The organism is Vibrio crassostreae, assembly GCF_041439375.1.
In the GTDB taxonomy this organism is placed as follows: domain Bacteria; phylum Pseudomonadota; class Gammaproteobacteria; order Enterobacterales; family Vibrionaceae; genus Vibrio; species Vibrio crassostreae_D.
The window spans coordinates 122,175-143,325 of the sequence record NZ_JBGONY010000005.1 but is presented as its reverse complement, the minus strand read 5'-3'; the positions used below and the strand labels follow the sequence as shown (position 1 = coordinate 143,325).

Annotated in this window: 18 protein-coding genes; 12 read left to right on the top strand and 6 right to left on the bottom strand. The window is 44.4% G+C overall.

Features of this window, described 5'->3' with window-relative positions; genetic code table 11:
- The first annotated feature begins 78 nt into the window (after positions 1-78).
- From pabC to ACED45_RS04240, 7 genes are all read left to right on the top strand, one after another.
- Positions 79-957 carry an aminodeoxychorismate lyase gene (gene pabC / locus ACED45_RS04270; RefSeq protein WP_065583975.1) on the top strand — a complete coding sequence of 293 codons (879 nt, stop codon included), beginning with the start codon at positions 79-81 and terminating at the stop codon, positions 955-957.
- Positions 954-1,970, top strand: coding sequence for an endolytic transglycosylase MltG (gene mltG / locus ACED45_RS04265; protein WP_371713366.1), 1,017 nt, complete (start codon positions 954-956; stop codon positions 1,968-1,970). The genes pabC and mltG overlap by 4 nt, the downstream gene beginning before the upstream one ends.
- A gap of 10 nt (positions 1,971-1,980) precedes the next feature.
- On the top strand, positions 1,981-2,613 hold the full coding sequence (tmk, locus tag ACED45_RS04260) for a dTMP kinase (RefSeq protein ID WP_171732063.1): 633 nt from the start codon (positions 1,981-1,983) through the stop codon (positions 2,611-2,613).
- A 6-nt stretch (positions 2,614-2,619) separates the two neighbouring features.
- Positions 2,620-3,585, top strand: a complete 966-nt coding sequence (locus ACED45_RS04255; RefSeq protein WP_017070536.1) for a DNA polymerase III subunit delta' — start codon at positions 2,620-2,622, stop codon at positions 3,583-3,585.
- Complete coding sequence (locus tag ACED45_RS04250; protein WP_371713365.1) at positions 3,576-4,343, top strand: TatD family hydrolase; 768 nt, start codon at positions 3,576-3,578, stop codon at positions 4,341-4,343. The genes ACED45_RS04255 and ACED45_RS04250 overlap by 10 nt, the downstream gene beginning before the upstream one ends.
- 445 nt (positions 4,344-4,788) lie before the next feature.
- The gene (ptsG, locus tag ACED45_RS04245; RefSeq protein WP_048610590.1) at positions 4,789-6,219 is read left to right on the top strand and encodes a PTS glucose transporter subunit IIBC; all 1,431 of its coding nucleotides are present in this window, start codon (positions 4,789-4,791) and stop codon (positions 6,217-6,219) included.
- Between the two features lie 229 nt (positions 6,220-6,448).
- Positions 6,449-6,853: a hypothetical protein gene (locus ACED45_RS04240; RefSeq protein WP_017062144.1), complete on the top strand. Its 405-nt coding sequence runs from the start codon at positions 6,449-6,451 to the stop codon at positions 6,851-6,853.
- A gap of 112 nt (positions 6,854-6,965) precedes the next feature.
- Here the strand turns inward: ACED45_RS04240 and ACED45_RS04235 are convergent, their stop codons facing one another.
- Positions 6,966-7,559, bottom strand: a complete 594-nt coding sequence (locus tag ACED45_RS04235; RefSeq protein WP_371713364.1) for a porin family protein — start codon at positions 7,557-7,559, stop codon at positions 6,966-6,968.
- Between the two features lie 145 nt (positions 7,560-7,704).
- On the opposite strand from ACED45_RS04235, the gene cydH reads away from it, so the two are divergent.
- Positions 7,705-7,794: a cytochrome bd-I oxidase subunit CydH gene (gene cydH, locus ACED45_RS04230; RefSeq protein ID WP_122053551.1), complete on the top strand. Its 90-nt coding sequence runs from the start codon at positions 7,705-7,707 to the stop codon at positions 7,792-7,794.
- 41 nt (positions 7,795-7,835) lie between these two features.
- Complete coding sequence (locus tag ACED45_RS04225) at positions 7,836-9,050, top strand: patatin-like phospholipase family protein (RefSeq protein ID WP_371713363.1); 1,215 nt, start codon at positions 7,836-7,838, stop codon at positions 9,048-9,050.
- 146 nt (positions 9,051-9,196) lie between these two features.
- On the opposite strand, the gene pyk is transcribed toward ACED45_RS04225, so the two are convergent.
- Positions 9,197-10,642 carry a pyruvate kinase gene (gene pyk / locus ACED45_RS04220; protein WP_371713362.1) on the bottom strand — a complete coding sequence of 482 codons (1,446 nt, stop codon included), beginning with the start codon at positions 10,640-10,642 and terminating at the stop codon, positions 9,197-9,199.
- Between the two features lie 319 nt (positions 10,643-10,961).
- Here pyk and mlc point away from each other — a divergent pair, with 319 nt between their 5' ends.
- Both mlc and ACED45_RS04210 read left to right on the top strand, forming a co-directional pair.
- A complete protein-coding gene (gene mlc / locus ACED45_RS04215; protein ID WP_048607464.1) occupies positions 10,962-12,179 on the top strand; it encodes a sugar metabolism global transcriptional regulator Mlc in 1,218 nt (405 codons plus the stop codon).
- 167 nt (positions 12,180-12,346) lie between these two features.
- Positions 12,347-13,288, top strand: coding sequence for a chemotaxis protein CheV (locus tag ACED45_RS04210; RefSeq protein ID WP_017062139.1), 942 nt, complete (start codon positions 12,347-12,349; stop codon positions 13,286-13,288).
- A 336-nt stretch (positions 13,289-13,624) separates the two neighbouring features.
- On the opposite strand, the gene ACED45_RS04205 is transcribed toward ACED45_RS04210, so the two are convergent.
- The 4 genes from ACED45_RS04205 to ACED45_RS04190 form a co-directional block, all read right to left on the bottom strand.
- On the bottom strand, positions 13,625-16,717 hold the full coding sequence (locus ACED45_RS04205; protein ID WP_371713361.1) for an error-prone DNA polymerase: 3,093 nt from the start codon (positions 16,715-16,717) through the stop codon (positions 13,625-13,627).
- Between the two features lie 98 nt (positions 16,718-16,815).
- Positions 16,816-18,303, bottom strand: coding sequence for a Y-family DNA polymerase (locus tag ACED45_RS04200; protein WP_371713360.1), 1,488 nt, complete (start codon positions 18,301-18,303; stop codon positions 16,816-16,818).
- A 3-nt stretch (positions 18,304-18,306) separates the two neighbouring features.
- Complete coding sequence (imuA, locus tag ACED45_RS04195) at positions 18,307-19,014, bottom strand: translesion DNA synthesis-associated protein ImuA (RefSeq protein WP_146492210.1); 708 nt, start codon at positions 19,012-19,014, stop codon at positions 18,307-18,309.
- Positions 19,015-19,168: 154 nt separating this feature from the next.
- Positions 19,169-19,909, bottom strand: a complete 741-nt coding sequence (locus ACED45_RS04190; RefSeq protein ID WP_371713359.1) for a YciK family oxidoreductase — start codon at positions 19,907-19,909, stop codon at positions 19,169-19,171.
- Positions 19,910-20,051: 142 nt separating this feature from the next.
- Between ACED45_RS04190 and sohB the strand changes: the two genes are divergently transcribed.
- On the top strand, positions 20,052-21,113 hold the full coding sequence (sohB, locus tag ACED45_RS04185; protein ID WP_371713371.1) for a protease SohB: 1,062 nt from the start codon (positions 20,052-20,054) through the stop codon (positions 21,111-21,113).
- Positions 21,114-21,151: the final 38 nt, after the last annotated feature.

Here is a 21,151-nt window from a genome sequence, read left to right as displayed (position 1 = left end):
GTAGATAGTCACAATTAAACTTGTTTTTAAACGGCTTGATGCTTTAGCATTGAGCCGTTTCTTTTTATGGGGAAAAACATGTTTTGGGTTGATGGAGAAAGCCAGCAAACTATCGATATTTTGGATCGCTCGTTTCAGTACGGAGACGGCTGTTTTACGACAATGCTCGTGAGTGATGGTGAGATACAACATCTTCACGATCATCAGCACCGTGTCGACGAGTGCCTTAAAGCACTACGCATTTCTGCTCTTGATTGGGATGTTGTTAGTCTTTGGCTCGATACTGCGCTTCAACACATCCAACATAACGCTCTTCATGGCACAAAGAGCCTTGATGGTTCAAAGAAGCTCCATAACGCCAACAAGCCTCATAATCAAAAAGCAGGGATCAAGCTGCACGTTAGTCGTGGAGCGGGTGGGCGTGGCTACAGTACCAAGAATATCGCCAAGCCGACAATCACCATCAGTACCTTTGATTACCCAAGCCATTATTCAGCGTGGCAAGACTCCGGTGTTGAACTCGGTATCTGCCATCAAGCGCTAGGTTTGAGCCCACTACTGGCTGGCCATAAGCACAATAATCGCCTTGAGCAGATTTTGATGAAAGATGAAATGGATCAAGCTAATGAAGTGGATGGTGTGGTTCTTGATATATCGGGCAATGTGATTGAAACCACCATGGCCAATCTGTTCTGGCGCAAAGGTCAGTCGATATACACACCTCAACTCACTCAAAGTGGTGTCGCGGGGGTTATGCGTAAGCAAGTGTTAACCGCGCTGAATCAGGCTGAACTTTCCGTTACAATTAGTGACTACTGCTTATCTCAACTCATGCAAGCTGATGAGGTTTTCATGACAAACTCCATTTTAGGGGTTGCCCCAGTTACCCGTATTAGTGATACGCAATTTAACATTGGAACCGTTACTCGTAGCCTTCAAGGACAACTAAACTCGTGATCAAAAAGTTATTTATTTTTATTATCTTGTGCTTAATTGCAGCCGGTGCTGCTGGTTTTTATGTTTACAACCAAGCGCAAGATAACCTGAAACAAGTTATTCAATTAGAAAAACCACAAGTCGTGACTGTTGCTTCAGGTAGCAGCTTTAACCGCGTTCTAGCCCAGTTGATTAACGAGGGGCTGTTTGAGGCTTCTCCTTACGAGAAATTAATCCGTAAGTTACATCCTGAGCTTGTAGACGTAAAAGCGGGTACTTTCCTGCTTGAACCGGGTTTAACCTTAGAGCAAGCGCTAAAGGTGCTTGTAGAAGGGAAAGAACACCAGTTTACTATTACCTTTGTTGAAGGCAGTCGTTTTGACGAATGGCTTGTTCAGCTAAAAGACAACGAATTCATTCAACAGACATTGGATGGCGTTTCTGAAAAAGAGATCGCTGAAAAGTTGGGTATTGAAAACGAAAAGCTAGAAGGTCTCTTCTTAGCAGAAACGTATCACTACACCTACGGCACCACTGATTTAGATTTGTTGAAGCGCGCGCATCGAGACCTAATGAGCGTGGTGAATGAAGAGTGGGAAAATCGAGCGGATAAGCTGCCTCTTAAATCGCCATACGAAGCGTTAATTCTTGCATCTATCATTGAGAAAGAGACCGCTGTTGCGTCAGAACGTGAGCGTGTTTCTTCTGTGTTTGTTAACCGTCTAAACAAGCGTATGCGTTTGCAAACTGACCCAACGGTTATCTATGGCATGGGTGACAGCTACGATGGCAACATCCGTAAGAAAGACTTACGCACGCCAACGCCTTACAACACCTATACAATGAGTGGCTTGCCACCGACACCTATCGCTATGGCAGGCAAAGCGTCTATCAACGCGGCGTTGAATCCAGAGAAGAGCAACTACTTGTATTTCGTTGCGAGTGGAACAGGTGGTCACGTATTTTCAAAGAGTTTGACTGAGCATAACCGTGCAGTGCGAGCTTACTTAAAGCAATTAAGAAAAAACAGATAAAGAAATAATTATGAATCAGTCGAAATTTATCGTGGTTGAAGGCCTTGAAGGCGCTGGCAAAAGCACAGCAATCAATGCCATCGTTGAGACATTAAAAGCATCGGGTGTTGAAGATATTGTTAATACTCGCGAGCCGGGTGGTACTGTCTTAGCTGAAAAGATGCGTTCATTGGTTAAAGAAGAGCACGAAGGCGAGAAGCTTCAAGACATGACTGAATTGCTGTTGATGTATGCAGCACGTGTTCAATTAGTCGAGAACGTCATCAAGCCGGCACTCGCCAATGGTCAATGGGTATTGGGTGATCGTCATGATATGTCTTCACAGGCATACCAAGGTGGTGGTCGCCAGATCGCGCGCACGACTATGGAATCACTGAAAGCAACCACGCTAGGCGGCTTTAAACCCGATCTAACGCTATATTTGGACCTAGACCCTAGAGTAGGGCTAGAGCGTGCTAGAGGCCGTGGTGAGCTTGATAGAATTGAAAAGATGGACATCTCATTTTTCGACCGCACGCGTGAGCGCTATCTAGAAATTGCAGAACAAGATGATTCTGTACTTGTGATTAACTCGCAGCAAGAAATTGAGCAAGTAGCCGCTGATATTAAAGTCGCGCTAACTGCTTGGCTCGACAAACAGTAGGTAGTCATGGCTGAAGTGTATTCTTGGCTCACACCGGTATGGAGTGAGTGGAAAAAAAGTCTCGATGCGGAGCGTTTTCCTAACTCTGTGATTGTTAATGCACCGGAAGGGCTCGGCGTTGATGCTTTGATTAGCCAACTTACCGACGCATTGATGTGCACGAACTATGAAAGCGAGTCGTGCGGGTTTTGCCACAGCTGTGAGTTAATGAAGTCGGGCAGTCATCCTGATTTTCATGTGATCTCACCCGAGAAAGAAGGTAAGTCGATCACGGTTGATCAAGTGCGTGCCAGTAACCGCTGGGCTCAAGAGTCTTCTCAGTTAGGTGGTTTGCGCGTTATTTTGCTTAACCCTGCTGAAGCAATGAACGAATCAGCTTCCAACGCACTATTGAAAACTCTGGAAGAGCCATCAAGTAAGTGCATCTTCATTCTGTCTACTCGTAACAGTAATCGCTTAATGCCGACTATTATTAGCCGTTGTCAGCAATTCAATGTGGTTTGTCCGCAGTTAGAGACAGCATCAGCGTGGTTAGATGGTGAAGTGGGCAAAGCGGTACCGCAGTATATTTTAGCACTCAATGACAACGCGCCTTTAAAAGCAAAAGCGATGTTTGAGCAAGGTGGCGTTGAAGCTTCAACAAAAGCGCTCGATGGCTTTGTGAATGTGATAAAAGGCACTCAACCTGACATGCTAAAGTTCTCTACAGAGCTTAGCAAAGACCCTTTGATTCAACTTGGCTGGCTTTGGCATCTATTGTCAGATGTACAGAAGCTGCATTTTGGTTTGGCGAATCAGGCTTTCACTCCGAGTGCGAAAGCATTGTGTGAGGCGATGTCTTATCAAAGTGCTTATGCAGCATCGAATAAACTGCTGACATTGATTGAGCAGTTAAAGCAACACCCTGGGCTCAATACGGAGCTACTCATAATGAATTGGCTGATAGCCACTTGCGAGGAAACATGTTCGTAGATTCCCACTGTCATTTAGACAAACTGGATTACCAAGATTTACACACCAGCGTAGAAGATGTGGTTAACCAGGCGAAGGCTGCTAACGTAGACCAATTGCTTTCTGTCGGTGTGACACTCGATTCGTTTGAAAATATGCTCGAGATGATCTCGCCGTTTGATAACGTTAAAGCCTCTTGTGGCGTTCACCCTCTCGATGTTGAAAGTGATTTCAGCCTAGAGACAATGCGTGAATACGCGAGCAACCCTAAGGTTGTGGCGATTGGAGAGACAGGTTTAGATTATCACTACCAACCAGAGACGGCGGAGCTGCAACAGCTACGATTTAAGCAGCATGTTGAGTTAGCCGTTGAGCTGAATAAACCTTTGATCATTCACACTCGTAACGCACGTGAAGACACATTAGCTATTTTACGTGATGGCGGAGCTGAGAAGTGTGGTGGTGTGATTCACTGCTTTACCGAAGATCAAGCGTTCGCTGAAGCAGCAATGGAACTAGGTTTCTATATCTCAATTTCAGGCATTGTGACCTTTAAGCAGGCTACAGAACTTAAAGAAGTTGTTAAGAACCTACCGCTAGACAGGTTGCTGATCGAGACAGATTCTCCATATTTGGCGCCCATTCCATATCGTGGGAAGCAGAATCAGCCTGCATATGTCGTCGAAGTGGCGGCCTACATTGGGCAATTAAAAGGTGTGTCGATGAAAGAGGTTGCCGAACAAACGACCAAAAATTACCAAAAACTTTTTTTGCAATAAAAATCTAAGTAAACAAATAAAAGGGAGCGAAAGCTCCCTTTTTGTGTTTTTGATCACTAAAAATACGTTTTTTTTTAATGTTTACGAATTATGTTGAACTTGAGAGCGCTAATTATAACATTTGTAATTTTGTTACTAAAAATAACATTCGCTCCTATTTTATTTACTCAGTAAAATAATAGGACTATTGAAAAATACTTATATATTTCAATTAATTAAATGCTTGTAAAGGATTGCATTTCTAGATTTGACATGTGATCCAAGACGTGTTTTGAAACTAAATTTCGTAAGTGACTAGAAAGTTAGTTCCCCATCAATATATATTTAGCGGCAGAAAATATAATGCAATACATGGTTACATTTTCGCAGGGTGCTAACATATAGGCTACGGGGGTGTGCCGTTAGAACCCAATATAATTATTTTATCTTTATCAGGAGCATAAACATGTTTAAGAACCTTTTTGCTAGCCTGCAGAAAGTTGGTAAGTCTCTGATGCTTCCAGTATCAGTTTTACCAGTTGCGGGTATTTTGCTAGGTGTCGGTGCAGCAGATCTTCCTTTCATTCCAGAAATCGTTTCAAACTTAATGGAACAAGCTGGTGGTTCAGTATTCGGTCAAATGGCACTACTGTTCGCAGTAGGTGTTGCACTTGGCTTTACTAACAACGATGGTGTAGCGGGTCTAGCTGCTATCGTTGGTTATGGCATCATGACTGCTACACTTGGCGTAATGGCTGGTGTAATGGGCGTTGATAAAATCGATACTGGTGTACTAGGTGGTATCCTAGTCGGTGGTGTTGCTGCTTGGGCATTCAACCGTTTCTTCCGTATTCAACTACCAGAGTACCTTGGCTTCTTCGCTGGTAAGCGTGCTGTGCCAATCATCACAGGTTTCTCTGCGATTGGTCTAGCAATCCTACTATCTGTAGTATGGCCACCAGTTGGCGGCGCTATCTCTGCGTTCTCTGATTGGGCTGCTCACCAAAACCCACAAGTGGCGTTTGGTATCTACGGTATCGTTGAGCGTTCTCTAATTCCATTTGGTCTTCACCACGTTTGGAACGTACCTTTCTTCTTTGAAGCTGGTACTTGTGTAAACGCTGCTGGCGAAACTCAAAACGGTGTTCTTACTTGTTACCTAGTTGCTGATGACGCATCTCGTGCAGCGGGCAATGGCTTCGGTCAGCTAGCTGGTGGTTACATGTTCAAGATGTTCGGTCTACCTGCTGCTGCAATCGCGATTGCACACTCAGCTAAGCCTGAAAACCGCGCTAAAGTAATGGGCATCATGGCTTCTGCTGCGTTGACTTCATTCCTAACGGGTATCACTGAACCAATCGAATTCTCTTTCCTATTCGTTGCTCCAGTACTGTACGCAATCCACGCTCTACTAGCTGGTTCTGCATACGTTCTTGCGAACACTCTAGGTTTTGTACACGGTACATCTTTCTCACACGGTCTAATCGACTTCCTAGTTCTATCTGGCAACGCGTCTAAGATGGGCCTAATGGTTGTATGTGGTATTGCTTACGCTGCAATTTACTACATCGTATTCCGCACTGTGATTAAAGCTCTAGACCTTAAAACTCCAGGCCGTGAAGACGAGACTGAAGAAGAGTCAGTTGCGACTGGTTCTGAACTTGCTGGTGAGCTAGTTGCTGCATTCGGTGGTAAAGCGAACATCACTGGTCTTGACGCTTGTATTACTCGTCTACGTGTTGCAGTAGCTGATACAGCAGTTGTTGACCAAGACAAACTGAAGAAACTAGGCGCTGCAGGTGTTGTTGTAGTTGCTGGTGGCGTACAAGCTATCTTCGGTACTAAGTCTGACAACCTTAAGACAGACATGGATGAGTGGATCCGTAACAACGGTTAATTCTCTGATTCAATAAATTGAAAGGAGGCCGAAAGGCCTCCTTTTTTGTTTTCTGCTCTATGAAAGATCTATTGTGCTTAATCTCCATTAACTCAGATACTTATCATTCAACTCGATCAGTTGATGGTTGCTCTTAAATTTTTCGTGTCTTTTATCTTTTACCCAGCGATGACACCTTTTGCTGAGATTCCAGTAGACTTCCGTTTTTTAAATACAGTCTGAGAATATTATGAAACATCGTTACTTGATCGGCCTTATGTGCTGCAGCGGAGCCTCGTTTGCTCAAGCTTCTGAAGCTCCAGCTTTGGAAGTGGGACTCGCCATTGACCAAGACCTGAGTGTCGTTGTGGAATTTGATCAGAAATACCGTGCTACGATTGGCAATGACGGCGCTGCCTTTGATTACATTTTGAAGCGTGGTCAGTTCGAGACTGAAGCTCCGTTGAGCTGGTACGTCGGTGCTGGTGCTTGGGCTGAATGGAATGACGACTTTGGCTTACGCTTGCCGTTAGGCGTGAAAGTGAATTTCTACGAAGGTTGGAATGCTTACGCTCAAGTTCACCCTGAACTCGATATGTATAAAGGTGTTGAGTTGCAAGTGGGCGGCGCTTTAGGTGTTACCTATAAGTTCTAACCTGAACTAAAACCGTTTTAATAATGAAAAAACCAGCATTTAGCTGGTTTTGTCGTTAAATCAGACATCCAGATTTTCTTCTAACTCATTTCGCTTGAGAACAGGCGTTGACTTAGAAAGTAAAACTGAGTCCGATATTGGCCTGGAATTGGTTCATCCAATCGGTATCAAAGCGGATAATGCAGTCTTGCCCAGTGCTTGGCACGCTACAAATACCGGATGTGTCGTTATCGACAACCGTACCTAGCCAGCGTATTTGAGTATTTAAAGCTAAGCGGTCACTAAATTTGTATTCTAAACCACCAAAGATAGAGGTGGAGAATCCATACTTGTTTTTCGCCCAGTCAACATCAACGTAAGACGCCCCAAGACCTAGCCCTAGATAGCCGGACAATACAGGAGAAGCAGGGTAGTAGATACTGCTTTGAAAGTGCAGGTATTGGATGGAGGAACTTAAGTTGAGTGTTTCTAACTCAGAGCTCTGATTGGAATAGAAAAAGCCGATGCGTCCTTTTTCAAGTGGCGTTTCAATTGCAAAAGTGTAGTTTTCAGAGCCTTTCATGTCATAAGTTTTTCCATCCTGGTCTTCGACACTGCCACCGCCGGTATAACCCACCATCGGAGTAATGATGATCTCCGGCGAAGCATTCGCGCTTGAAATGGAAAGAAGCGCAACCAGTGCCATTATATTTGCTTTGTTATTCATGAGTATATCCTTGTCCATACACTTACTAATTGTGATGGTTACATCAATATTGTGCGACTAATTTCAACGATTCTTGAAGATACTTCACACACCTGATAGTACTTAAATAGAAACTCGACAAATTAATAATAAGCCAGAGGTGTCTATGGACCATAATCTGAAAAATGCTCTACAAATAACAGCGTTTATCTACACAATCATTCTTTCATTTGGCTTTATTGCGATTGGTAGCTAATACCATTTATTGCGAGGCTGAGTTTTTGTGCTCAGGGAATAATGAATAGTGGGATTATAACCAATATTGATACAGCAATAGACTTGGACTATTACGCTAAGTTTATTGCTGGAAAAACAGCACTGGTCGCTCAAGGTGGCGGACAGAGAAGTATTTTTACTTCGGGAGTGCTGGATGCCTTTCTTCTTTCTAATTTTGACCCCTTCGACGAATTTTTCGGTACCTCAGCAGGTGCCCTCAACTTATGCGCTTATCTGTGCCGTGATAAAGGCCTTGGGCGTTCTTTTGTTCTCGACCTCACTACCTCACCAGAATTCTTCAATCTTTTTTCTTATATACGACACCGAAAGAATCTAGGCCTCGAATGGGCTTTAGAGCAAATTATGGCTTATCCCTATAAGTTCGATCTGGATTTGGGACGACAAACGTTAGGCGATCGCCATTTTTATGCGGCAGTGACGGACTCTAAAGATTTACGAGATCACTACTTCCCATTATTGGGCGACGACTGGTACAAAGTGATGATTGCGACCTGCGCCATTCCTCGTTTGTACAATGACGAAATTTTCATTGGTGACAGTGCTTATGTGGACGGTGGTGTATCAGCATGTATACCGGTTCAAGAAGCATGGCGCAGACAAGCTCGTTCTATTGTCGTGATTCGTACTGAGCCCGTGGTAGAGGAAGGGGATGGACATTTAGCGGGCTCTCAGGTGAATAAACCTTCAATAAAAGCACCTAAACCGATATCCGCCGAAGAGCTGGAATGGTTTCGTGAATCTTTCGACAGTGTTCAAGGCCACTGGCAACAGAAAGTGGAGCAGTGGAAAACCGACTGGACCTCTTTCTTCCAACAGCAAATTATGCGCTCAAAAGAGCAAAAGCGTGACCGCGGGCATTTGGATCTGCTTAATGGTGGCCGATGGTTATTTGGTGCGGATGATATCTATCGCTTAAGTCATTTAATCGGTGATAAGTTTGATTCAGGCTTGGCTGACATGCTGATGGTGCATTACCAAACCTACTCACTGACACAAGACTTTTTGAATTCTCCACCGGATGATGCGTTTGTAGTGCAGATAGCACCAAGTCAGCCGCTGAAATCGAGTTCACTAATGAGTGATAAAGAGGATCTGTTACACGATTACGAATTGGGCTTAGAAGCCGGTTACCGATTTGTAGAAACCTATACATCAACGGAAAACGCTCGCAATTCACACATTCCACAGTTAGCAACCATTGCTGCTGGCAAGTAATTCTTGAAGTTGATGAGTTAGCATGCTGTTAGCTCTTATATCGTTAATGATTCAGTGTTCTGAAATGAAAAAGGGTTATTGAACTTGGTTCAATAACCCTTTTTTGCCTTGAGATTAGGCAAATCGTTTTGCCTTACGGGCAAACATTAGGTGACAGGCAAGATTCTCATACAGTTGGTTGATCCCGCCACATCCATAATGTCGCCTTGAGTGACGATAACGAGATCGCCAAACTTAAGATGCTCTTGCTCTTTTAGGCAGGTGAGCGTAGATAGGGCAATGTCAAAACTGTCTTTGGCTTCTGTCTCGAAGTAGATAGGTGTCACACCTCGGTACAAGGTGCAGCGATTAAGTGTTCCTTCGTTACGAGACAGCGCGTATATAGGCATGTCAGCACTTAGACGAGACATCATCAGTGCAGTACGGCCTGATTCAGTTAGAGTGACTACTCCTTTAATGCCTTCCATATGGTTTGCTGAGTAGATGGTCGCCATAGAAACAGTTTCTTCTGCGGTAACGAAGGTGCGGTCAATACGGTAATTAGATTGGTTAACCCCCGCCATCTTCTCAGCACCAATACAGACTTCTGCCATTGATTTTACGGTTTCGACTGGGTAATCACCCGCAGCGGTTTCACCTGAAAGCATCACTGCGTCGGTGCCATCGAGTACCGCATTGGCAACGTCCATGACTTCGGCACGGGTTGGCATTGGCGCAGAAATCATTGATTCCATCATTTGAGTCGCGGTGATCACCGTTCGGTTAAGCGCTCTAGCACGGCGTATAAGCTGTTTTTGTACACCGACCAACTCTGGGTCTCCAATTTCTACTCCGAGGTCACCACGAGCCACCATGACCACATCTGAGGCCATTATGATGTCATCCATATTCTCAACAGTGGCGACTGTCTCTGCTCGTTCCACTTTTGCGACGAGGTGAGCTTCTAAGCCAGCTTCTCGTGCAAGCTGACGAGCGTAGTGCATGTCTTCGCCATTGCGAGGGAAAGATACGGCGAGGTAATCCACTTTGATTTGTGCTGCGGTGACGATGTCGCGCTTGTCTTTTTCTGTTAGCGCTTCTGCTGAAAGGCCACCGCCTTTTTTATTGATGCCTTTGTTATTTGAGAGTGGGCCACCAATGATAACTTCGGTGTGAACACGGCAGCCTTCCACTTTGGTTACTTTCAGTTGAACACGACCATCGTCAAGCAACAGGATATCGCCGGAGGATACGTCGTTAGGCAGTTCTTTGTAATCAAGGCCAACGGCTTCTTGATTGCCTTCACCTAAACCTAGGCTGCTATCGAGAGTGAACAGGTCGCCTACGGCAAGTTGGATTTTGCCATCTTTGAATGTCGACACACGAATCTTGGGACCTTGTAAGTCTCCGAGAATGGCGATTTGAGTACCGTGTCTTTTTGCTATTGCTCTGACTTTTTCTGCGCGTTGTATATGGTCGTCGCTGGTGCCGTGAGAGAAGTTCATACGAACAATATTGGCACCGGCTTTGATGATCTCTTCAAGCACGTTACCTTTATCAGTAGAAGGGCCTAGCGTTGTGACGATTTTCGTTTTTCTTAATTCGGCTGTCATGAATACTCCTAGAGTGAGGCCAAGTAATCTTTTAAAAGACTGAATTAAGTATATGCATTAATTGATAATTTATTGGGAGCTAGGAGGATATTTCTTGATTTGCCTTTAATTATTGAATTCAGGGCTCAAATGCGATGTTTTATTCTGAAAATTAAGTCGCAAATTATCGATGTGGGTGTTAATTTTCCTCGAACTATTTGACTCGATACACAAAGATTCATGTATATACGTGATACTGGTCACGGCGATATACCAAGTGACTTCACAATTACTTCGCAAAGTAAAAAAATTACCTCGTTGATGATTTCTGGAGCGTAAAATGTACATGGCTCAACCGGGCCATATTGATCATATCAAACAGGTCAATGCTGGTCGTGTATATAAACTAATTGACCTTAAAGGTCCTATTTCTCGTATCGATCTGTCCAAGCAAAGTGAGTTGGCTCCGGCGAGTATTACTAAAATTACCCGTGAACTCATTGAAGCTCACCTTATTCACGAAACGACGGTTCAAGAAGCCACGACTCGTGGGCGTCCTGCTGTCGGTCTGCAAACCAATAACGAAGGTTGGCAGTTTCTGTCGATGCGTCTTGGTCGCGGATACTTGACGATCGCGCTCCATGAATTGGGCGGTGACGTGCTTATCGATACCAAAATTGATATCCATGAACGCGATCAAGATGATGTGCTTGCGCGTCTTCTCCATGAAATCGATGAGTTCTTCCAAACCTATGCTGAGCAACTCGACAGGGTGACGAGTATCGCTATCACGCTGCCAGGTCTGGTGAATTCAGAGCAAGGTATTGTGCTGCAGATGCCGCACTACAACGTTGAAAACTTGGCGTTGGGGCCGGAGATCTACAAAGAAACCGGCCTACCAGTTTTTATTGCCAATGATACCCGAGCATGGGCATTAGCAGAGAAGCTGTTTGGTAACTCACAAGATAACGACAACTCTGTTCTTATCTCGATTCACCACGGTTTAGGTGCCGGGATCATTCTTGATGGTCGCGTTCTGCAAGGGCGTCACGGTAACATCGGTGAGTTGGGTCATATTCAGATCGATAAAGAAGGCAAGCTTTGTCATTGTGGTAACCGAGGTTGCTTAGAAACGGTCGCGAGTTCTCAAGCGATCCGTGAGCAAGTCAAAGAGCGACTGGCAAATGGTGAAGAATCAACGCTTACTGTGTTTGAAGATGTCACAATTGAACAGATCTGCGCGGCTGCTGCTGATGGGGATCCATTGGCTGTCGAAGTGATTGAACAGCTAGGCCGTTACTTAGGCTCTGCGATTGCGATTGTGATTAACTTATTCAACCCAGAGAAAATTTTGGTGGGTGGTGTTATCAATCAGGCGAAGAGCGTGTTATACCCGGCGATTCAAAAGTGCATCGAAGAGCAGAGTCTATCGGTTTACCATAAAGACTTAGAGCTGGTGGAATCTCGTTTTTATAAGCAGGCAACCATGCCAGGTGCTGCGCTCATCAAGCAGGCCTTATACGATGGCCAACTGTTAATGAAAGTTATTGAAGGTTAACCCCTTTTCTCGTCTTGTAGCCTTACCCTGAACCTTTCCATGTACTTAAGCTTTGTATAACATCATTTGTTGTACTTAGTTTAAGCATTCTGTGCATTGGCGCTTTGCTTTAACCTATTGAAGTAGGCTATTGTAGCCACAGTTATTATTTGTCACTAAGGTGTTGTATGTCTGGCGTTTTAAATTCGGTTGATCAGAGAACCAAACTGGTCGGTGAAAATCGTCTGGAGCTCTTATTATTCAGCTTAAACAGTCGTCAACTATTTGCGATTAACGTATTTAAAGTGAAAGAAGTCCTAAAAGTGCCAGTGCTCACTCGCTTACCTGGCTCTCACCATCATATTACGGGTGTGGCTTCTTTACGTGGTGAATCGGTGCCTGTTATTGATTTGCGAAGTGCCATTGGCTTTCCGCCATCTCGTGCGGAATCTCAAGAGAGCAACCTAATTATTACGGAATACAACCGAACCGTACAAGGTTTCTTGGTTGGACAAGTTCGTAATATCGTGAACACGACATGGACAGAAATTCAACCGCCGCCAAAGACAACAGGCCGTGCAAACTACCTAACCGCTATCACGCATATTCAAGAAGAAGAGCAGCACAAGATTGTTGAGATCATCGATGTTGAGAAAGTGTTAGCTGAGATCATTGATTACGATGTCTCGATCTCTGAAGGCGTTTTAGACGAACAATTAGCTCAGGAGATGATAGGACGTAATGTGCTTATCGTTGATGACTCTTCAACAGCGCGTAACCAAATCAAAGGTACCTTGTCGCAGTTGGGTTTGAACATTATTGAGTGTTGTGATGGCTTAGAAGCACTGACCTTACTTAAGGGCTGGTGTGATGAAGGCAAAGACATCAATCAAGAAATATTGTTGATGATCACCGATGCTGAAATGCCTGAAATGGACGGCTATAAGCTGACACACGAAGTACGTACTGACCCTAGAATGCATGACCTGTTTATTACGCTAAATACTTCATTAAGTGGAAGTTTTAATGAAGCTATGGTTGAGAAAGTAGGGTGTAACCGCTTTATTTCCAAGTTCCAGCCGGACCTCTTGGTTGAAGTGACTCAAGAGCGAATGCGTCAGATTTTATAATTAATGCTGTTGTACGGTTTGTTTTGAGTGACCTTATAGAAAACGTTTGCTAATATTCACGCAGCATATTTTTCTTAACGAAATATGCTCAACTACTAGCGTAACTTTTCACACACAATCTAAGGTAGTTCCTCTTAATGATATGGTTAACGTCTAAAGTCGTCATGACTTTGAGCTTATTACTGTATAGGGAATTTAAGAAAAGACGTACGGAAGCTGAAGTTGAGTCATAACTCAACAATTGGAATTGAAGGGAAGCGGATGCTTCCCTTTTTCGTTGCTCTTTCTCTCGTTCCTCCTTTAGCCAGTGACCTATTGAGAACAGTTGGTACTTCGCTAATGAAAATCCCGAGATTTGGTTTTCAAGCCAACAATTTCATCGGTAATATCGATAAGTTTCCCCGCAATAACATGCACGACTTCTCCTTCTTTTTCTAATATCCCTTGTACCTTTAACGCCTTAGCTGTCAGATAAGCTTGTTGTTGAGCACGTGCTGTGGCGCCCCATACCACCACGTTGATATTGCCAGTGCTGTCCTCTAGTGTGACAAAGGTGACACCTGCCGCAGTTCCCGGTGATTGCTTACCTGTGACTAACCCGACAACGGTGACTATGGATTTGTGTCTTTGTTGCATCAAGTCTTTCATATGAGTGAATCGACCTAATCGATTCGCTTCTTCTAGTAAGGTTATAGGGTGCTTATTTAATGAGATACCGACACTGGTAAAGTCCTCAAGTAAATCCTGCATCTCATTGGGTTTGTGCAGTGTGTGTTCGCCATGACCATCCTTAGTCTCGTCATAGACTTGGCTAAACAGAGGTAGGTCAGAAGCGGAATCCATTATCGCCCAGCGCGTCTGGAAACGGTCTCCTGAAACGTTGTGTAGCGCGTTGGCTGATGCGAGTAGCTCTATGTCCTTCTTATTCATCGATAGCTGTTTTACTTGGCTAGGATGGTGATAACCAGAATGCGGACGATTAGCAAGTACGCTCTGGATACCGTGTTCACTCAAACCTTTGATTTGTCGCAGCCCTAATCGAATCGCTAAACTATTCTGTTGAGAGACAACCGTGTGGTCGTTTTGAGAAGCGTTCACACATACCGGAAGTATCGTCACATTGTGTCGCTGTGCATCTTGAACCAACTGCGATGGACTATAAAAGCCCATGGGTTGGCTATTCAACAAAGAAGCATAGAAGCACTCTGGGTAGTAGCATTTCAACCAAGCTGAACAATAGGCTAATACCGCAAAGGAAGCCGAGTGGCTTTCAGGGAAACCGTATTCACCAAAGCCACATATCTGTTTAAATATTTGTTCAGCAAACTCGGTTTCGTAGCCTCGCTTTTGCATGCCTTCGATGAGTTTGGTTTTGAACTTAAATACGTTGCCATTTTTCTTCCAAGCGGCCATCGCTCGTCTGAGTTGATCTGCTTCACCACCAGTAAATCCTGCAGCTACCATCGCGAGTTTGATCACTTGCTCTTGGAAGATAGGAACACCTAAGGTGCGCGACAGTACCGACTCCACATCTTTAGATGGATAACTGATTGGCTCAATGCCATCTCGACGCTTGAGAAACGGATGAACCATATCGCCCTGAATAGGACCAGGGCGTACGATAGCGATTTGAATCACCAAGTCGTAATAAGCCTTTGGCCTAAGCCTTGGTAGCATGCTCATTTGTGCACGTGACTCAATTTGGAATATCCCGACCGTGTCTGCTCGCTGAATCATGCCATAAACCTGAGGATCGTCCTTAAGGCGAGTGATCTCCGCAATTGTCAGTGATCGCCCATGAATACGTTTGATCAGGTCGAAACATTTACGAATTGCAGAGAGCATACCAAGCGCGAGCACATCAACTTTCAGCAAGCCTAAGGTTTCTAGATCATCCTTATCCCATTGAATAATGGTTCGGTCGTGCATCGCGGCATTCTCGACGGGAACCAGTTCATACAGAGGTCCTGAGGATATGACAAAGCCACCGACGTGTTGAGATAGGTGGCGTGGAAAGCCGATGATCTCATTGACCAAATGGATAAATTGTTGCCCCTTCAAAGAATCAGGTTGTAGTCCTAATTGAGTTAACTGAGCCTGCCAACCTAAGCTTTTGTCTCTGCGATTGGTGTTTTTGATGAAGTAATCGAGCTGAGTTTCTTGTAGCCCTAATGCTTTACCGACATCTCTTACTGCACTTTTAAAGCGATAAGAAATGACCGTTGCAGCCAGTGCAGCACGTTCTCTACCGTATTTTTGGTAGATATATTGAATAACCTCTTCTCGGCGTTCATGCTCAAAATCGACATCAATATCAGGCGGCTCATCGCGCTCTTTACTGATGAAACGCTCAAACAGTACCGAGATTTGTCTTGGGTCGACAGAGGTGATTTCTAAGCAATAACAGACCACGGAATTGGCCGCTGAACCTCGACCTTGGTAAAGAATACCTTGGCTTTTGGCAAATATCACGATGTCGTGGATGGTGAGAAAAAAGAAAGGGTAGTCAAGCTCACCAATCAGCCCCAGCTCTTTATCGATGATTTGTTGAATGTCATTAGGGACACCTTGTGGAAAGCGAGCCTGTTTTCCTTTTTCAACCAACATACGTAGATAGCTCATGGGCGTCTCACCCTGAGGAATCAACTCACTTGGGTATTCGTAACGTAGACTACCTAAGTCAAATTCGCACAGTTCAGAAATTCGGTTGCTCTCTTCTAGCCACTCCGCTTTGAAGATATGAGAGAGCTTATTGATGCTTCGCAAACAGCGCTCGGCATTCGCCAGTAAGTGACTGCCAACTTCGGTCACTGGTTTTTGATATTTAATCGCGGTGAGTGAGTGCTGTAAGGGCAAGCGATTAGCATTGTGCATTAACACGCCACCACAAGCTGTAATCGGCAGGTGGTGATGCTGTGACAGCTCAATGCAGTAATCCGTGTATTGTTGGTCGGTCTGTTTGAGGTGTCGTTGTAAGCCAATCCACAACCGACCGGAATGATGTTGAGAAAGCCATTGTCCCCAATGCGCGTCTTCATTTTTTTGCTGAGGTAGCCACAGGATGAAGCAGTGCTTAGCCGACATAATATCCCACTCAGAGAGCTGATAATGCCCTTTGCTGCTACGACGTCTCGCATTGGTAATAATGCGGCACAGCTCGGCATAGGCTTGTCTATTTGGGCATAGTAAAACCACTTGGCATTCTTCATTTAACCAAAACATGCTCCCGACAATTTGCTTGAGCGACAGTTTATGTTGCTTGATTGCAGAGTGGACTTTCACGATGCCCGCGACCGAGCACTCATCAGTAACAGCGAGTGCTTTGTAACGTAAGAAGTCGGCCTGTAAAACCAGCTCTTCCGCGTGTGAAGCTCCCTCAAGAAAGGAGTAATTACTTTGGCAGAAAAGCTCTGAGTATTGCTGAGACATAACGTAATCTCACTTAATCATTGCGAGTAAACATGATTGAAAAGGGATGTTGAAATAGAGTACGTGGAACGTGCGACTTAACTAAATTGTCTTGCTGACTAGCTAAATAAGCCGTGCAAAAACCACTGTTTATTTGGCGTTCTAAAGACCCATAGCCATCGACCGTTTTCACTGTGAGCAATAAAGTAGTCACGAATGATTTTTTCGCCATCCCACCACCCAGAAACAATACGCTCAGGGCCCTGAGATAAGGTGACGCTTTCGGTTAAGGCTTCGGGCTCTGGTAGTAAAATACTGGGCCTGAGTCGCTGTTGGTTGATGTTGGAAGCTGTCATAGTTTGTTGCGCGATATCTTGGGAAATTTGTCCCTTTTTTACCGTATTCCCCAGTGTCGGTAGTAAATATTGGTTGGCCTTCTCTGGTCTTGGGTCGTGCTGTATTTTCGGTGTTTGAATGCAGGCTTGCCCTAATTTAGCTTGCAGTAATGAGATCAAATCTAACGCGGCAAGTGTTCCTGTATTGCCATCGAAAAGATCATGGTAGGCGACTTGCGGTTCTCCATGACGAATCAAAGAGAGAGTCAGCCCTCGAACCGGTGCTGTGAGCTTTAGTGACTCTAAAGTTAGATGGGTAAGGCTTGCCCATTTTTCAGCAAGGTAATCACCTTGTGCCGAATAGAAAGAGACAGGATGATCGTCTTTATCCCTAAGATGCAGAATCAGCGTTAATTCAAACGCTACTCGGTCACGTAGCTTCAAAAAGCATTCCAGTTGATTCAACAATTTCAGCAGCGGCTTTTCGATAAATAGGATGTTTTCAATATCAAACAATAGCTCGAGATATTGCTGAAAATTCTCCGGTGGATGATAGAAATCAATCGGGTGCTTGAACTGTCCGTTAAGGCGACCAACATAATTGACCAAGTCGATATCAAAGCGACGTGCGACATCTTGCAAAGGCAGTTTCAATAGGTCATCCACTAAGTTAATGCCGACGCGGTTCAGACGCTCCACTTGCTTAGTTGGCAGCTCGCTGGAACTTAATACTTGTTGATTAACCCATGCTTTCATTTGCTCAACATTATTAGTGACTTGGTTGATGGATTGCTTGCCCAAAAGGATCGCAGAAAGTGGCGAGTAACCCGTCGCGAAGCTGAACTGGATATTGAGCGTTTCTAAATGACTTTTGAGCTCATGCCAGTAGTTATCTAGCCCATCGTAAAGTGACAGCATATTAGAAGCTTTAATCAACAAACCATTCGGTGGTAGTAAAGCCATGTCAGAAGTGACCAAATACGCCCATTGAGCGATCTCTTTGAGCTTGCTTTTTTCTAGCTCAATACTGTAAGGGTGGACGTGTAAGTTATGGCAAAGCGCCGCCGCAGACCCTAGCCCCATACCAAGTGAAATTCCCGATTGTAGAGCAGCTTGGTTAGCTTGCAGCACACGGTGATCTTTTTCATCCACGATGAGAATAGGTTGCTCGTGTGACTCTTCATTAGAGTGAACTTTCTCGGAGTTAGATAGCTCAGAATTAAACAAGGTATCCAACTGCAGAGATGGAAAGTGCAGATAAAGCCACAGCATGCGCTAACCTTGCTTCGCAATAGGGAAGGCCAACACAGTATTATCTGACAGATTATGATGTGAACTGTCGATGCTGATGACTTTTTCTGTCAGTAACGGCCAATTGTGGGTCATATCGAGAATAAAGCTGCCATACGACCAACTGCCTTTTCTTTTTGTCACTTCAACCTTTAACCCCTGCGCGTGAGAAGAGAGCTTCATGCTTAAAGAAACGGGCAGGGATAATTGATTATGGCTAGTGGCTTTAAAGTGAAATTGCAGGCACTTGCCCGTTTCACTTGCGGCTTGTAGGCGTTTGGTTTGGTGGATTTCGAGATCGGCTCCCCATAACAATACAGAATGACAAGCACCACTCTTGAGGCATTGCTCGGCTGCCCATAATGCATCGAGGTCGCGTTGAGGCTCGATCACCAAGATGTTATCGAGCTCAATCCCTTGGCTGCTAAAAAACTCGGCACAGATCTTCCCTGGCGGGTTAATGAATATGGCCAGCTTCTGTGAGTTTTGCTGAGCTAAATAGGAGGTAAGCAGGCGCAGTTCGCCAATCCCTTGTTGTGATTCAACTTCAATAACGCCGTGTGTAGGAAAGCCACCATCAAGCTGTTTATCCAATTGCGGATAGCCTGTCGAAGTGGTAGTTCCTTGCGTTGTTGATTGTAGCCCTTTCCAGATTAGCTGGCGGTCTTGTAAGTTTTTTATGAGTTCATGCATAATTAAATACCTGTATATTTATACAGTATATTTAACAATGAAAAAGATGCAAAGCAAAATGATGATAATTAATGAGAGTCAGTGCTAGTTGGTTGATCTAGATACAAAAAAAGCCGCAATTAAAGCGACTTTTTACGATTGGGCATAATATCAACTACTTAGGTTGAGCGTCGATACATTGACCATTAATGTCTGTCACACTTGGGTTCATTAAGTGTAAGTACAGTGGGATGATGTCCAATGGCGTTTTCAGCTTGTTCGCATCTTCACCTGGGTACGCTTTTGCACGCATGCGTGTTTGCGTGCCGCCTGGGTTGATCGCATTAACACGGATGTTAGTGTCTTCAAGCTCATCCGCTAAGATCTGCATCATACCTTCGGTAGCAAACTTAGAAATTGCGTAAGTGCCCCAGAATGCACGGCCTGAGTGGCCAACGGTAGAAGAGGTGAATACTATACGACCCGTTTCCGCTTTCTTAAGTGCAGGTAAAAGTGCTTGAGTCATCAAGAACTCAGACTTCACATTGATCTGCATAACATCATCAAAGGTTTCTTCATCAATCTGCTCAAACGGGCTCAGAGTACCTAAAACGCCAGCGTTATGAAGTAGACCGTCTAAACGACCGAACTGCGATTCAATGGTTTCAGCCATATCAACGTAGTTCTGTTTTGTCGCGCCTTTTAAATCCAATGGGATAATTGCAGGCTGCGGGTAACCAGCGCTTTCGATTTCATCGTAAATGAATTCTAGGTTTTTTACATTGCGGCCTAACAGAATGACAGTTGCGCCATGTTGAGCGAAGCTTAGTGCAGCTTGGCGACCAATGCCAGCACCGGCACCTGTAACCAAAATTACTTTATCTTTGAGGGCATCTGTAGAGATTGGGTAATCCACTGTGCTTATCCTTCTTTCTTTATTATGTTCGTCATTCCATTGATGTTTAATCACACAGATAACCGCAGGAATGATGAGAAATTCTTGGTAATCGTGACAAGATGGTTACAATACACTAATTCATACAATAGGGGATATGACATTGGAATTTTTGTTGGACTACGGCCTGTTTTTAGCCAAGATTGCGACCATTGTAATCGCCATCATCGCAATTTTAGTGATTGCTAAATCTGTGGGTGGGAAATCAAGCGCGATTAAAGGTGAGCTGGAAATCACGAACCTATCTGAACACCATAAACAGACGATTGAACAATTAGAGCACCATCTACACGACGATGCTTTCATCAAAGCCCGTGATAAAGCAGAAAAGAAAGCGGAAAAAGAGAAAGTAAAATCACGCGGTAAAGAAGTGAAGAAAGCAGCGAAAGAGGGGGAGCTTGATAGCAAGCGTGAACCACATCTATTCGTTCTTGATTTTAACGGCAGCATTGATGCTAAAGAAGTGGCTTCATTACGTGAAGAGGTAACGGCGGTTCTGGCTGTGGCTCGTGAAGGCGATGAAGTATTACTTAAGCTTGAGTCTGGCGGTGGCATGGTTCACGGCTATGGCTTGGCGTCTTCTCAACTTGATCGTATCAAAGCAGCAGGTTTGCCTCTGACTATCTCGGTAGACAAAGTAGCAGCAAGTGGCGGTTACATGATGGCATGTATCGCAGACAAAATCGTATCTGCACCTTTTGCTATTGTTGGCTCTATTGGCGTTATCGCTCAATTGCCAAACTTCAATAAACTGCTGAAGAAACACGATATCGAGTTCGAACAGCTAACGGCAGGTGAGTACAAACGTACATTAACCATGTTTGGTGAGAACAGCGATAAAGCACGTGAGAAATTCAAAGAAGAGTTAGAAGAGACACATGGCCTATTCAAAGACTTCATTCGTGACCATCGTCCTGCGTTAGATCTTGAAAAAGTAGCAACTGGCGAACACTGGTTTGGCACGCAAGCACATGAACTTGGGCTGGTGGATGAGATCTGCACTTCTGATGATTTAGTCGTAGAGGCATGTAAGAACAAAACGGTTCTAGCGATTCACTACGTACAGAAGAAAAAGCTTTCAGACAAACTAGCGGGCGTGGCAGGCAAATCTGCAGACAGCGTGCTGATGAAACTGATTGAACGCGGCCAAAAGCCAATTGTTTAAGTTTATTCAGTTTTAGCTCTAGCTCTAGCTCTAGCTTT